The sequence below is a fragment of the Geodermatophilus sp. DF01-2 genome (assembly GCF_004571065.1).
Taxonomy (GTDB): domain Bacteria; phylum Actinomycetota; class Actinomycetes; order Mycobacteriales; family Geodermatophilaceae; genus Geodermatophilus.
This window is the reverse complement of record NZ_SPQN01000054.1, coordinates 17,772-31,333: the sequence shown is the minus strand read 5'-3', so window position 1 is coordinate 31,333 and position 13,562 is coordinate 17,772. Positions and strand designations below refer to the sequence as shown.

General features: G+C 73.7%; 16 protein-coding genes. 11 read left to right on the top strand and 5 right to left on the bottom strand.

Annotated features, from left to right (window positions below):
• On the top strand, window positions 1-690 hold a 690-nt coding region (locus tag E4P41_RS14570; protein WP_135141999.1), incomplete at its 5' end, for a type II secretion system F family protein.
• Between the two features lie 117 nt (window positions 691-807).
• Here the strand turns inward: E4P41_RS14570 and E4P41_RS14565 are convergent.
• Complete coding sequence (locus E4P41_RS14565; protein ID WP_135141998.1) at window positions 808-1,137, bottom strand: hypothetical protein; 330 nt, start codon at window positions 1,135-1,137, stop codon at window positions 808-810.
• A gap of 138 nt (window positions 1,138-1,275) precedes the next feature.
• Here E4P41_RS14565 and E4P41_RS14560 point away from each other — a divergent pair, with 138 nt between their 5' ends.
• The 6 genes from E4P41_RS14560 (at window position 1,276) to E4P41_RS14530 (ending at window position 5,069) form a co-directional block, all read left to right on the top strand.
• Window positions 1,276-2,409 carry a Vms1/Ankzf1 family peptidyl-tRNA hydrolase gene (locus E4P41_RS14560; protein ID WP_135141997.1) on the top strand — a complete coding sequence of 378 codons (1,134 nt, stop codon included), beginning with the start codon at window positions 1,276-1,278 and terminating at the stop codon, window positions 2,407-2,409.
• 25 nt (window positions 2,410-2,434) lie between these two features.
• The gene (locus E4P41_RS14555) at window positions 2,435-2,692 is read left to right on the top strand and encodes a DUF2795 domain-containing protein (RefSeq protein WP_135141996.1); all 258 of its coding nucleotides are present in this window, start codon (window positions 2,435-2,437) and stop codon (window positions 2,690-2,692) included.
• Window position 2,693: 1 nt separating this feature from the next.
• Complete coding sequence (locus E4P41_RS14550; RefSeq protein WP_135141995.1) at window positions 2,694-2,930, top strand: hypothetical protein; 237 nt, start codon at window positions 2,694-2,696, stop codon at window positions 2,928-2,930.
• Window positions 2,927-3,319 (top strand): thioesterase family protein, encoded by a 393-nt coding sequence (locus E4P41_RS14545; protein ID WP_135141994.1) that lies wholly within the window; start codon window positions 2,927-2,929, stop codon window positions 3,317-3,319. Before E4P41_RS14550 ends, E4P41_RS14545 begins: the two co-directional genes overlap by 4 nt.
• 300 nt (window positions 3,320-3,619) lie before the next feature.
• Complete coding sequence (locus E4P41_RS14535) at window positions 3,620-4,042, top strand: ChaB family protein (protein WP_135141993.1); 423 nt, start codon at window positions 3,620-3,622, stop codon at window positions 4,040-4,042.
• A gap of 145 nt (window positions 4,043-4,187) precedes the next feature.
• On the top strand, window positions 4,188-5,069 hold the full coding sequence (locus tag E4P41_RS14530; RefSeq protein ID WP_209307723.1) for an SDR family oxidoreductase: 882 nt from the start codon (window positions 4,188-4,190) through the stop codon (window positions 5,067-5,069).
• On the opposite strand, the gene E4P41_RS23680 is transcribed toward E4P41_RS14530, so the two are convergent.
• Window positions 5,053-6,360, bottom strand: coding sequence for a M24 family metallopeptidase (locus tag E4P41_RS23680; protein ID WP_135141992.1), 1,308 nt, complete (start codon window positions 6,358-6,360; stop codon window positions 5,053-5,055). The genes E4P41_RS14530 and E4P41_RS23680 overlap by 17 nt on opposite strands.
• A gap of 211 nt (window positions 6,361-6,571) precedes the next feature.
• Entirely contained in the window at window positions 6,572-7,639 is a 1,068-nt protein-coding gene (locus tag E4P41_RS14520) for a GGDEF domain-containing protein (protein WP_245177351.1), read from the bottom strand.
• Window positions 7,640-7,834: 195 nt separating this feature from the next.
• Between E4P41_RS14520 and E4P41_RS23675 the strand changes: the two genes are divergently transcribed.
• The 3 genes from E4P41_RS23675 to npdG all read left to right on the top strand — a co-directional run bounded on the left by E4P41_RS23675 (window position 7,835) and on the right by npdG (window position 9,055).
• Window positions 7,835-7,963 carry a hypothetical protein gene (locus E4P41_RS23675; RefSeq protein ID WP_280660700.1) on the top strand — a complete coding sequence of 43 codons (129 nt, stop codon included), beginning with the start codon at window positions 7,835-7,837 and terminating at the stop codon, window positions 7,961-7,963.
• Between the two features lie 42 nt (window positions 7,964-8,005).
• Entirely contained in the window at window positions 8,006-8,188 is a 183-nt protein-coding gene (locus E4P41_RS14510; RefSeq protein WP_135141991.1) for a hypothetical protein, read from the top strand.
• A gap of 171 nt (window positions 8,189-8,359) precedes the next feature.
• Window positions 8,360-9,055: an NADPH-dependent F420 reductase gene (gene npdG, locus E4P41_RS14505; RefSeq protein ID WP_135141990.1), complete on the top strand. Its 696-nt coding sequence runs from the start codon at window positions 8,360-8,362 to the stop codon at window positions 9,053-9,055.
• 251 nt (window positions 9,056-9,306) lie between these two features.
• Here npdG and panB read toward each other — a convergent pair whose 3' ends face one another.
• Together panB and E4P41_RS14495 are read right to left on the bottom strand one after the other, a co-directional pair.
• Window positions 9,307-10,137: a 3-methyl-2-oxobutanoate hydroxymethyltransferase gene (gene panB / locus E4P41_RS14500; RefSeq protein ID WP_135141989.1), complete on the bottom strand. Its 831-nt coding sequence runs from the start codon at window positions 10,135-10,137 to the stop codon at window positions 9,307-9,309.
• A complete protein-coding gene (locus tag E4P41_RS14495; protein WP_135141988.1) occupies window positions 10,134-12,008 on the bottom strand; it encodes an NAD+ synthase in 1,875 nt (624 codons plus the stop codon). Before E4P41_RS14495 ends, panB begins: the two co-directional genes overlap by 4 nt.
• 164 nt (window positions 12,009-12,172) lie before the next feature.
• Here E4P41_RS14495 and glnA point away from each other — a divergent pair, with 164 nt between their 5' ends.
• A complete protein-coding gene (gene glnA, locus E4P41_RS14490) occupies window positions 12,173-13,513 on the top strand; it encodes a type I glutamate--ammonia ligase (protein WP_167761094.1) in 1,341 nt (446 codons plus the stop codon).
• Window positions 13,514-13,562: the final 49 nt, after the last annotated feature.

Here is a 13,562-nt window from a genome sequence, read left to right as displayed (position 1 = left end):
ACCCCGGCCGGCACCGTGGCCCGGCTCAACCGGCTGGCCGGTGCGGCCGGGCGCCCCGCGGAGTGGCCGGTGCCCCGGCTGGTGGCCGCGAAGCTGGTGCTCGCCGCCGTGGCCGCGGCGCTCGGCGTGCTCGTGGTGGCGGCCCGCCCCGGCGCACTGACCGTGGGGATGGCCGTCGTCGTCACCGGGGTGGCCTACGTGGTGCCCGAGCTGCTGCTCCACAGCCGTGGCCAGGAGCGGCAGCAGGCGATCGCGCTGGAGCTGGCCGACACCCTCGACCAGATGACCATCGCGGTGGAGGCGGGGCTCGGGTTCGAGGCGGCGATGGCCCGGGCCGGGCGCAACGGCCGCGGCCCGCTCGCCGAGGAGCTGGTGCGCACGCTGCAGGACATCGCCGTCGGCCAGCCGCGCCGCGAGGCCTACCTGGCGCTGGCCGAGCGGACGGCGGTGCCCGACCTGCGCCGGTTCATCCGCGCGGTCGTGCAGGCCGACGCGTACGGCGTCTCGATCGCCGACGTGCTGCGCACCCAGGCCGCGGAGATGCGGCTCAAACGGCGGCAGCGGGCCGAGGAGAAGGCGATGCAGATCCCGGTCAAGGTGATCTTCCCGCTGATCCTGTGCATCCTGCCGACGCTGTTCATCGTGCTGCTCGGCCCCGCCGCCCTCGACATCGTCGACGCCTTCGGATGACGTTCGGGAATGTCGTCCCGAGTGGGCCCCGGAGGGGTCCGCGCAGGGACGACGCAGCGGCTCAGCACCGGTTGGGGACGGCACTTGGTCGCGGTGTCGGCCGGTAGGCCGACGATGTCACCGCGCGGGGTTGGTCGGGTCGCCCTGGGACGGCGGGTTCATCGCCGGGCCGGTCGTCGCCTCGGAGACCTTCGACCCGCCCGCGGCGTGCACCGGGTCGTCGGCGGCCGCGGCGGCGGGATCACCCCCGGAGGGCTGGGCGCCCTCACGCAGCGCGGCCAGCCGGTTCTCCATGATCGTCACCACCTGCAGCCGGTCGGCGTGCGCACGCTCGTACGCCAGCAGCGTCTCGACACCGGTGGCGTCCAGCGTGCGGATCCGCGACGCCAGCCCCTCCACGGGGAGGTGGTCGTAGTCGGGCAGCGGCAGTTGGTCGTGCTCGGTCATGGTCGACCGCCTACCCCGGGTCCGCGGGGACGACACCGGGTGTGAGGGCACGGCCGGTGGGTAGGCGGCGGAGGCGGGAACGCCCGGGTTGCGGGCCCGCAGCCCAGCCCACCGCGATCGAGGAGTGTTCCGCACCCCATGGACGTGTCCTTCCTGGCGCCGGTCTTCGACAACTCCGGGCCCTACGCCACGGTGTGTGCCGACGTCACGCACACCACCGAGAACGCCGACACGGAGCTGGAGCTGCGGGTGCGTGCCGTGGCCGAGCAGCTCCAGGAGCAGGGGGCTCCCGAGGCAGTTGTCGAGGCGGTCCGCCGCCGGCTCCTCGAGGGCAACGAGGGCGGGGAGGCCGGCACGCTGCGGGGTCGGGCCGTGGTCGCGGCGGCCGACGGCACCGTCGTCCTCGACGAGGTGCTCGCCGACGTGCCGCGGGACCCGGTCGTCGCGTGGTCGCCGCAGCCGCACCTGTTGCCCGTGCTGCGCCAGCTCGCCGGACGCGTGCCGCACGTCGTGGTCGTCGCCGACCGCGTCGGTGCCGACATCTCCGTCGCCAGCCTCGCCGGGCGGCCGGAGCAGCAGGAGGAGGTCGAGGGCGGCACCTTCCACATGCGCAAGCTCGCCATCGGCGGGTGGTCCCAGCGGCGGTACCAGAACACGGCCGAGGACCAGTGGGTCCACAACGCCGACCAGGTCGCCGAGCAGGTCGCCTCGCTGGCGCGTCGGCTGCAGCCGGCGTTCGTGCTGGTTGCCGGGGAGGTCCGGGCGCGCAGCATCCTCACCGACCGGGCCGGTGACTCCTGGAAGGACCTCGTCGTCACCATGGACGAGGGCGGCCGGGCCGCCGGTGCCGACCGCGAGCCGGTGGACCGCCGGGCGGCGGAGCTGGTCGCCGAGCACGAGGCGCACGACGAGGCCGACGCGGTGGAGAAGATCCAGTCCGCAGCCGCGCATGGACTGGCGGTCACCGGCACGGCGGCCGTGGTGGAGGCGCTGCGCAAGGGCCAGGTCGAGACGCTGGTGCTCGCCGACCAGCCCGACGACGAGAAGCTGCTCGTCGGCAACTCGCCGCTCGAGCTCGGCGTGGACCAGGGCGACATGGACGCCCTCGGTGTGCAGGAGGTGCACTCGGTGCCCGCGGACGGCGCGCTGCTCGCCGCCACGGTGGCCTCCGCCGCCGGGGTGGTCGTCGTCCCGCGGTCGGCGATGCCGGGGGACATCCCGGTGGCCGCGATCCTCCGCTACACCGACGACTCCACGCCGTCGGCCCAGTGACCATCCCAGCGACGAGAGGCACACCGTGACCGACCCCCACCAGCCCGCCACCGCCCCCGGCACCTCCACCGGCGACGTCGAGCGCCGGGCGGCGCTCGCCGAGGCCCTCGGCAAGGAGGTGTGGCCGGCCGATCGCGACACGCTCGTGGCGAAGGCCGAGGAGGGCAACACCCCCGACCGGGTGCTCGCCGACCTGCGCCGGCTGCCGTCGGGCCAGCAGTTCGACAACGTGCAGGACGTCGCCCGCGCCCTGGGCATCGGCACCGAGCAGGAGCGGTTCTGAGATGACCACGCACAAGGAGCCCAGCCCCGAGGCGCTGGCCAACGTCACCGAGCACAACATCGCCACCCGGTCGAACCCCGTCCTGCCGGAGGAGCAGCAGGCGGTCGCCGACAGCGGCATGGAGCAGACGGCGGCCGAGTTGATCCTCGCCGAGTCGGAGGAACGCACCATCCACCCCGACCCGGACGACGCCCAGGGCGCCCACCGGCGCTCCGAGGACACCGCGGACCTGCCCTGAGCGAGGGCCACGAGCACTGGGTCCAGCTGCGCTGGTCGGATCCGGACTCGCTCGGCCACGTCAACCACGCCCGGGCGCTGAGCCTGCTGGAGGACGCCCGGCTGGCGATGACCGAGGGAGCGCCGGGCGACGGGGGCGTGATCCTCGCCCGGCTGGAGGTCGACTACCTGCGCCAGCTCTACTACCGGGTGGGCGAGCGGCTGTGCGTGCGCAGCACCGTGACGCGCCTGGGCACCAGTTCGTTCACCGTCCGGCAGGAGCTGGTCCAGGACGACGAGGTCGCCATCCGCGCTTCCGTCGTCATGGTGTCGTTCGACTTCGCCACCGACACCAGCCGGGCGATGTCCGACGACGAACGGACCCACTGGTCGCGGTTCGCCGAGCCCTGAGGTGGCCTTCTTCGACGGCTTCGACGAGCGCACCGTCGACGGGGCGGACGGCGTCCGGCTGCGGGTGCGCACCGGGGGCGACGGCCCGCCGGGGGTGCTCCTGCACGGCCACCCGCGCACCCACGGCCCTCTTGCAGGGGCCCGCCGCGAGCTTGCGAGCGGTGCGGGGCAGGAGGGTCCTTTCTCTGCGCGGCGGCGGTCGCATCGGCAGCGGCCACCACATGGCCGAGGAGGCGCCGGAGGAACTGGCCGCGGCGCTCGTCCCGTTCCTGGCGCGGTGATCCCGGGTAGGGGAGGGGCATGCCGAAGACGACGAAGAGCGGCGACGCCAAGCAGGACGAGATCCCCAGCACCCTCCAGCGTTCGGACGAGAAGGCGCAGCGCACTTTCGCCAAGGCCCACGACTCCGCGGCCGAGCAGTACGACGACGAGCGGCGGGCGAACCAGGTCGCCTGGTCCGCGGTCAAGCACACGCACGAGAAGGTCGGCGATCACTGGGAGCCCAAGGACCACAAGGGCCCGAGCGACGCGCAGGCCGAGGGCGGCCGGGACACCGACCGCGAGACCAAGGGCGGCATCGACGCCAACGCCACCAAGGAGCACCTGATGGACGTCGCGAAGCGGCTCGACGTCCACGGCCGGTCGAAGATGAACAAGGACGAGCTGGTCGACGCCATCCAGAAGGCCAACGACAAGGCCACCCGCGAGGCCCGAGAGAAGTGACCCGGCGGCGTTCCGCGTCCGCGCGTCACGGGCAGCCCGGGACCATGGCTGACACCCGACGACCCGTCCGCGACCAGGCGGTCGTCGTCCTCGGTGCCTCGAGCGGCATCGGGCGGGCGACGGCGCTGGAGTTCGCCCGGCAGGGCTGCACCCGGATCGTCGTCGCCTCGCGCGGCGAGGAGGGCTGGGCACGCTGGTCGACGAGCTCACCCGGGCCGGCGCCGAGGCGGTCGCCGTCCCCACCGACATCACCTCGCCGTCCGCCGTCGCGGAGCTGGTCAGCACTGCCGAGCAGCGCCTCGGCCGGATCGACACCTGGGTCAACGTGCCGGGGGTGAGCGTCTACGGCACCGTCCCGGAGATCACGCTGGACGAGTTCCGGCGGGTGATGGAGGTCAACTTCCTCGGCCACGTCTCGGCCACCCAGGCGGCGCTGCCGGCGCTCGAGCGCAGCGGCGGCGTCCTGGTCAGCGTGGTCTCGGTCGAGGGCTACCGCTCGATGCCCATGCACGCCCCCTACTCGGCGAGCAAGTTCGCGCTCCGCGGCTTCAACGACGCCCTGCGCGCAGAGCTGGCCGAGCAGTCCTCGCCGGTGTCGATTGTCTCGATCCTGCCGGCCGCCATCGGGACACCGTTCTTCGAGCACGCGCGCAGCAAGAACGGCCGGATGCCCAAGGCGCCGCCGCCGGTCTACGCGCCGGAGCTGGTGGCCGAGGCCATCGTGCGGGCCTCGGTGCACCCACGCCGCGAGGTCCCGGTCGGGGATGCGGCCGTCGGCTTCCTCGCCGGGCAACGAATCAGCCCCGCGCTGTCCGACGCCGTCCTCTCGGTCGTCGCCCCGCGGCTGCAGTTCAGCGATCGTCCCGACGACGGCACCGACAACCTCGACACTCCCACGCCGGGCCCCGGCCGGGTGCGCGGCACGTTCGCCGACCAGCTGGTCACCACCAGCCCGGTGACCCGCGCCGCCGGCGCGGTCGTGCGCCCGGGCGAGCTGCTGCTGCGGGTGATCAGGCGCCGGGGATGAGGACCAGCTCGGTCTGCCGGTCGCCCAGGTAGCTCACGCCGTCCTCGGTCAGCGCGATGCCCTCCTCCAGGGCCATCCGCACCGGCTGCCCGCCCCACTCGGGCACCGGCACCCGCACGCACAGCTCCAGCGCGTAGACGGTGTCGGGGCGCAGCACCCGGTCGCCGGCGCCCGGGACGCCACGCTGGTCGTCCCACCGCCCGATCGCCGGCCCCGCCCCGTGGCCGTGGAAGCCGACCGGGTGAGAGTAGATGTCGCCGTCGATGCCCTCCGCCGCGGCGGCGTACCGGGCGGCGGCCAGCACCTCGTTGCCGGTGCGTCCGGCGAGCAGCTCCGCCGTCGTGAGGTCCTGCAGCCGGTTGCCCGTGGCCAGCGCCCGTCGCAGCCCGGCCGGGGCGTCGGTCTCCCCGCGGCGTAGCACGTAGCCGTTGCGCTGGTTGTCGGTCTTCAGCCCCAGGCTGGACAGGCCGACGTCGCAGTGCACCAAGTCGCCGGGCTCCACCGGCACGTCGTAGGGGACGGCGGGCAGCAGCGCGCCGTACTCGTCCATCGGCGCCGTCGCGGTGCGCTGCAGGTCGACCACCGGGTGGAACCACGGCTCGACGCCGAGGTCGGCGAGGCGCTGACGGAGCCACCAGGCCAGGTCGGTGGCGGTGGTGACGCCGACGGTCAGGACGGCGGGGGAGAAGGCCTCCTCGACCACCTCGCGCACCAGCCGGTTGAGTCCGTGCAGCGCGGCGATCTCCTCGGGCAGCCGCGTCTCCAGCCAGCCGACCGCGAGCTCCTCGGCCGAGGCCAGCCGGTCGGCCCACGGGCCCAGTGCCTCGGCGATCAGCCGGTGCTCGGTGCACGACAGGCCGTCGGCCAGGGCGAAGTCGGTGGAGACGTCGATGCCGATCCGCCGCGGGGCGGCCTGCTCGACGATGCGGCGCACCTCGGCCCACTGGGACTCCTCGGCCGGTCGCCCGTCCTCCTCCGGGGACCAGGCCGGCAGGAACTGGCCCACCGGGTACCGGGAGACGGCGGCGGCGGTGACGCCGTCGTCGCTGCGGTGCAGCACGAGGATCGTGCGCCGCCGGGCCGAGAGCCAGGTGGCCGGCAACAGCGTGGCCAGCACCGGGTCCTCGTTGTACTCGCGCCCGACGACCAGCCACAGGTCGATGCCGGCGCGGTCCATGAGGCCGGGGAGGAGGTCGAGCAGCCGCTGGGTCAGCCACCGGTCGCGGACGTCGGCCTGCGCACGGAGCGGCAGCGGCACCGTCCGGGTCGGGTCCGGCGCGACGAGCGTCATGCAGACAGGGAAGCAGAGAACCGGCGTCCGCACCGGTCGAGCGGTGCGGCCCCTCTGCAGGCAGAAGGACCCCGTCCTCCTCACCGTTGAAGGGACCCCGTCCTCCCCGCCCTTCGCAAGCTCCGAGCGGTGCCCGGGACGGGGCCGCGGCGAGCCTCTGGACGGGGCCTGGCGCGAGCCTGCGAGCGGTGATGAGCAGAGGGGTCCTCTGTCAGGCGGCTCCGCCGGTCGGGCGGCCCGCCGGCGGGAGGCGGTCGGCGTGCCGCCCGCTGCGCTGCCGGGGCAGGACGGCGGCCACCCGGTCCCGCCCCGCCTGCTTCGCCTCGTACATCGCTCCGTCGGCGCGGTCGATGAGCCGCCACATCGCGTCCCCGGCGTCCTCGCCGTCGACCGGGCGGACCAGCGCGATGCCGATCGAGGCGGTCACCGAGTGCCCGTCGTCCGTGCGGCTGGTGGACACCGCCGTGCGCAGCCGCTCAGCCAGCTGGTGGGCCTCGGACGGGTCGCTGACCAGGCCGAGCACGATGAGCTCCTCGCCGCCGATCCGCGCCAGCACGTCGCTGGGCCGCACGGTGGACGCCAGCGACGCCGCCACCGCCCGCAGCACCGCGTCACCGGCGGCGTGCCCGTGGGCGTCGTTGAGCTGCTTGAAGTGGTCGAGGTCCAGCACCATGGCCGCCACGCGGGACCCCTCGCGGCGGGCCTGCCGCCACACCCGCGGTGCCTGCTCGACGAGGTGGCGCCGGTTGGACAGCCCGGTGAGCGGGTCCTGGTGGGAGAGCGCCTGGGTGGCCTCCAGCAGCCGTTGCACGCGGCGGCGGAGGACGTAGACGCCGAAGGACGCCGCGTTGAGCACGCCGGCGTTGACCCCCACCTGGACGGCGAGCCCGAGGGGGCTGTCGTAGCTGCTCCACATCGCGGCGAGACAGGCCAGCACGGTGGTCACCATGTTGATGCCGAGCATCCACGGGCCGAGGAACCAGGCCGCCACGAACGCGGCGAACAGGAGCATGAGCGGTGTCGCGTAGCGGACCGGGTCCGCGATGCACATCGCGACGACCACGTAGACCAGGTCGCCGAGCAGCACCAGCGCGAAGGTCTCCCAGCGGCCGACCCGCCGGCCCAGCGCCAGCCAGACGGCCAGCCCCATGAGCAGCGCCATCGTGGCGCCGTACGCCCAGGTCGAGGCGCCCTGACGGAGGACGCCGTCCACGAACAGGTTCAGCAGACCCATGGCCCCGCCCAGGAACAGCAGCCCGGCGAGGGTCAGGGCGGCCACCCGGCGTTCCACCCCGCGACTCACTGCGACGTCGGACGCCGCCTGCCGTGTGTCGGTGTCCCTGCGTCGCCCCCCGGTCACGGAGGCAGCATGCCGTACCGAGCGGTTCCGTAGGGCCTCCCGGCGCACGGTCGTCCCGTCGTCCCAGTGGTCGGGACGGGTCGATGGCGCCCCCTCGGTGCCAGGGTGACGCCCATGTCGCACCCGGACCCGGGCACGGTCGTCGTCCGCAGGCTCACCGAGCCCCCGATGGTCGGGGCCGGCACCAGCGCCCTGCGCATGGTCACGCCCGGCTCGCACGACCAGGTGATGGTCGACGTCTGAGCGGGAAGGGAAGGGGACGGACGACGACTCGAGGAGGACGACATGGCGCAGGGACCGTGGTTCTACTGCCTCAAGCACCACGCCGTGGAGGACCGGGACGGCTGCGCCGAGCGGCACCGCCTCGGTCCCTACGAGACCCGCGAGGAGGCCGAGCACGCGCTGCAGTCGGTGGCCGAGCGCGAGGAGCGGCTGACCGCCGAGGACCGCAGGTGGGAAGGCGGCTGAGAAAGGACCCCGTCCCCCTCACCGTTGAAAGACCGCGTCCTCCCCGCCCTTCGCCAGCTCAGGGCGGTGCCCGGGACGGGGCCGCGGCGAGCCTCGGGACGGGGCCTCCTGGGCGCCAGGGCATGATCGGCGGCGGGACGCCGGGTGGTCCGGCGGCGCAGGAGGTGGGACGTGACCGACGGACGCTCGGTGGAGGACCTGGTCGTCGGCGTGCTCGGGGGCACCGGTCCGCAGGGCCGCGGGCTCGCCGTGCGGCTGGCCGCGGCCGGGCAGCGCGTGCTGCTGGGCTCGCGGGACGCCGAGCGGGCCGGTGAGGTCGCCGCGTCGGTGGCCGAGCGGGCGACCGCGGCGGCTGGCGGCATCGACGTCTCCGTGACCGGCGGCTCCAACGTCGACGTCGCCGGGGCGGCCGACCTGGTCATCGTCGCCGTCCCGTACGCGGGCCACGCCGACACCCTGGCCGAGCTGGCCACCCCGCTGGCCGGAAAGGTCGTCGTCGACTGCGTCGTCCCCATGGCGTTCGACGAGCTCGGCGCCTACGTGCTCGACGTCCCCGAGGGGTCGGTCGCCCAGCAGGCCGCCGCGCTGCTGCCCGACTCGCACGTGGTCGGCGCCTTCCACCACCTGTCGGCGGTGCTGCTCGAGGACCTCTCCACGCCCACCCTGGACGGCGACGTGATGGTCGTCGGCGACGTCCGGGAGGCGACCGACGTCGTGCAGGCACTGGCCGGCCGGCTGCCCGGCATGCGCGGCATCTACGCCGGCCGGCTGCGCAACGCCCGCCAGGTCGAGGCGCTGACCATCAACCTCGTGTCGGTCAACCGCCGGTACAAGGCGCACGCCGGGATCCGCGTCACCGACGTCTGAGGTGTTGCCGGCGCTGTGATCGCGGTCGCCGACGACCACCGCGATCACGGTGAGGACGCTCCGCGTGCGGCCGGACGAGCCGCGGCGCGGCGCGGCACGGCTCGATCGCAGACCCACACGCGTCCGATGGCGAGCCAGGCCCCCGGCTGGACCGGCGTCCCCGGCACGAATGAGCAGTTGCGGTCGCACGGGGTGGCGTGTCCGTGCGTGTCGGCGACCTCGACTGCCCACTCGGCCGAGCCCGCGGTGGGTTACTCGAAGGAGTGATCGGGGCCGGGGAAGACGCCGTCGCGGACCTCGTCGGCGTACTCGCGCGCGGCGCGCAGCAGCTCGCCGCGCAGGTCGGCGTACTTCTTGACGAAGCGCGGCACCCGCCCGCTGGTCAGACCGGCCATGTCCGGCCAGACGAGCACCTGGGCGTCGCAGTCGACGCCGGCGCCGATGCCGATGGTCGGGATGGCCAGCTCCTTGGTCACCTGGGCGGCGAGCTCGGCGGGCACCATCTCCAGGACGACGGCGAAGGCCCCGGCCTCCTGGACGGCGTGCGCGTCGACCAGCAGCTTGTCCGCGCCGGCCCCGCGGCCCTGCACCCGGTACCCGCCGAGGGCGTGCTCGCTCTGCGGCGTGAAGCCGATGTGCGCCATCACCGGGATGCCCGAGTCGTGCAGCAGCTCGATCTGCGGCGCCACCCGCACCCCACCCTCGAGCTTGACCGCCTGCGCCCCGCCCTCCTTCATCATCCGGACGGCGGTGTCGAATGCCTGCTGAGGCGTCGACTCGTAGCTGCCGAAGGGCAGGTCGGCTACGATCAGCGACCGCTTCGTCGAGCGGGTGACCGCCTTGGTCATCACCAGGATGTCCTCGACGGTGACCGGCACGGTCGAGGTGTGCCCGAGGACGACGTTGCCGGAGGAGTCGCCGACCAGCATCACCGGGATGCCGGCCTCCTCGAAGATCGCGGCGCTGAACGTGTCGTAGGCGGTGAGCATCGCCCACTTCTCGCCGCGCTCCTTGGCCTGCTGCAGGTGGTGCACCCGCACCCGAGCGGTCGACTTGCCGCCGTAGAGCACCGATTCGGTCATGTGTGTGCTGTGCCTCCTTGCTGAACTCGCGAGCTCGTCCACGACGCTCCTCCGCGGACGGTGGGGAGCGTCTCCCGCCACCGGTTGGTGATCGGCAGGCGCCGGTCGCGGCCGAACGCCTTGAGGCTGATCTTCGTCCCGGGCGCGGACTGCCGGCGCTTGAACTCGGCGGCGTCGACCAGCCGCAGCACCCGCGCCACCACCTCCGGGTCGTGGCCCCGCTCGAGCAGCTCGGCCATCCCGAGGTCGCGGTCGACGTAGTCGGCGACGACGGCGTCGAGCTCCTCGTAGGAGGGCAGCGAGTCGGTGTCGACCTGACCGGGCGCGAGCTCGGCCGACGGCGGCTTCTCGATCGAGTTCTGCGGGATCGGCTCGGTCTCCCCGCGTCGGCGGGCGTACTCGTTGCGCCACCGGGCCAGGTCCCACACCAGGGTCTTGGGAACGTCCTTGATGGGGGCGAAGCCGCCGGCCGAGTCGCCGTAGAGCGTCGAGTAGCCGACGGCGACCTCGCTCTTGTTGCCGGTGGTCAGCAGCAGGTGCCCGTGCTGGTTGGACAGCCCCATGAGCAGCGTCCCACGCACCCGCGCCTGCAGGTTCTCCGCGGCGACCCCGGACAGCTCCACCGACGAGTGGTAGGCGTCCACCATCGGCGCGATCGGGACGATCGAATAGTGCAGCCCGGTCCGCCGAGCCAGGTCCTCGGCGTCGGCCAGGGAGTGCTCGCTGGAGTGCTTCGACGGCAGCCCGACGCCGTGCACCCGGTCGGCGCCCAGCGCATCGACGGCGAGGGCGGCGCAGACGGCCGAGTCGATGCCGCCGGAGAGGCCGAGCACCACCGAGGGGAAGCCGTTCTTGTCGATGAAGTCCCGCAGGCCCAGGACCAGCGCCCGCCAGACCTCCTCGCAGTCCGACAGCGGCTCGGCCACCGACGCCGGACGCGCCTCGAACGGCGGCACCGGCTCCTCGGTGAGCACGTGCCGGGTGACCGTCATCGGCCCGATCCGGCCCGCGCGCCGCTCGGGCACGGCCGACGGGTCGATCCGCAGGTCGACGCACATCAGGTGCTCGACGAACTGCGGTGCGCGGCCGAGCAGCTCGCCGTCGGCCGCGACCGCCATCGAATCGCCGTCGAAGACCAGCTCGTCCTGGCCGCCGACCTGGTTGCAGTAGACGATCGTCGCCCGCGCCTCGGCCGCCCGGCGGCGGACCAGCGGCAGCCGCAGGTCGTCCTTGGCCCGCTCGTAGGGCGAGGCGTTGGGCGAGAGCACCAGGTCGACACCGGCCTGCCCGGCCACGCCGCACGGGCCGCCCTCGACCCAGAGGTCCTCGCAGACGATCAGCGCGAGGTCCACGCCGTGCAGCCGCACGACCGGCAGCTCGGTGCCGGGCACGAAGTAGCGGGCCTCGTCGAATACACCGTAGTTGGGCAGGTGCCGCTTGTGGTAGCGGACGACGACCTCGCCGCCGTGCAGCAGCGCGGCGGCGTTGCGCGGTGCGCCGCGGCGCGGGTTGGCGTCGGCCGGGTGGTCGTCGTCGGCGGGCATCGACTCGGCCGGCGCCGGGCCGCTGCCCTCGGTGTGCGCCAGGTAGCCGACGACGACGGCGGTGCCGCCGAGGCCCCGCTCGGCCAGGGTGGCGGCGAGGTCGACGAGCGTGGTCTCGCTGGACTCGGCGAAGGACTCGCGCAGCACGAGGTCCTCGGCGGGGTATCCGGTCAGCGTCATCTCCGGGAAGACGACGACGTGGGCGCCTGCCTGGGCCGCGTCCGCCGTCCAGCGGGTCACCAGCTCGGCGTTGCCGTCGATGTCGCCGACGCGCGTGTCGACCTGGGCCAGGGCCACCCGGAGCTGCACCGGCGCGGATCCGTTCACGGCCCCATCCTGGCCGCCGTCCCGACGCCCCGGCCAGGCGGGGGAGCGGCCGCCCGCGACACGGTTCCGGCGCGTGGCCACGAGCCGTGTGCCGGAGCTCCGGACGGGGCAGGCTGGGGCAGCACGTCACATCCCGGAAACGACTGGACGCGATCATGGCGAGCATGGACCGACAGCAGGAGTTCGTCCTGCGCACCCTCGAGGAACGCGACATCCGCTTCGTGCGGCTGTGGTTCACCGACGTCTCGGGCTACCTCAAGGCCGTGGCCGTCGCCCCCGCGGAGATCGAGGCGGCCTTCGCCGAGGGCATCGGCTTCGACGGCTCGGCGATCGAGGGCTTCGCCCGCGTCTACGAGTCCGACATGCTCGCCAAGCCCGACCCGGGCACCTTCCAGGTGATGCCGGCCGCCAAGGGGCAACCGAGCGACACCGCGCGGATGTTCTGCGACCTCACGCTGCCCGACGGCTCGCCGTCCTGGGCCGACCCCCGGCACGTGCTGCGCCGGGCGCTGTCGAAGGCCGCCGACATGGGCTTCACCTTCTACACCCACCCCGAGGTCGAGTTCTTCCTGCTCAAGGACGAGCCGACCGACGGCAGCCCGCCCGAGCCGGCCGACAACGGCGGCTACTTCGACCTCTCCACGCACAACGTGGCCCACGACTTCCGCCGCGAGGCGGTCTTCGCGCTCGAGGCGATGGGGATCTCGGTGGAGTTCAGCCACCACGAGGTCGCGCCCGGTCAGCAGGAGATCGACCTGCGCTACGCCGACGCGCTGTCGATGGCCGACAACATCATGACGCTGCGGCACGTCGTCAGGGAGGTCGCGCTGGCCCAGGGCGTGCACGCCACCTTCATGCCCAAGCCGTTCACCGACCTGGCCGGCTCCGCGATGCACACCCACCTGTCGCTGTTCGAGGGCGACCGCAACGCCTTCCACGACCAGGCGGACCCGATGCGGCTGTCGACGACGGGCAAGCAGTTCATCGCCGGGCTGCTCACCCACGCCAAGGAGTACACCGCCGTCACCAACCAGACGGTCAACTCCTACCGGCGGCTGCTGGCCGGCACCGAGGCGCCGACGGCGGCCACCTGGGGCCGGGCCAATCGGTCGGCGCTGGTGCGGCTGCCCTCCTACAAGCCGAACAAGGGCCAGTCGGCGCGGGTCGAGGTGCGCTCGCCGGACTCCGCGTGCAACCCCTACCTCACCTTCGCCGTCCTGCTGGCCGCCGGGCTTCGGGGAGTCGAGAAGGGTTACGAGCTGCCGCCGGAGGCCGAGGACGACGTCTGGTCGCTCACCGACACCGAACGCCGCGCCGCCGGCTACGAGGACCTCCCGGTGTCCCTCGGCGAGGCGCTCACCGCCATGCAGGGCAGCGAGCTGGTCGCCGAGGCGCTCGGCGAGCACGTCTTCGAGTTCTTCCTGCGCAACAAGTGGGCCGAGTTCAACGCCTACCGGCAGAACGTGACCCCCTGGGAACTCAGGCGGTACCTGCCCGGCCTCTGAAGCGGACCTCCTGCCCCCCGCCGCTCGCACGCTCGCAGCGGGCCCCGCA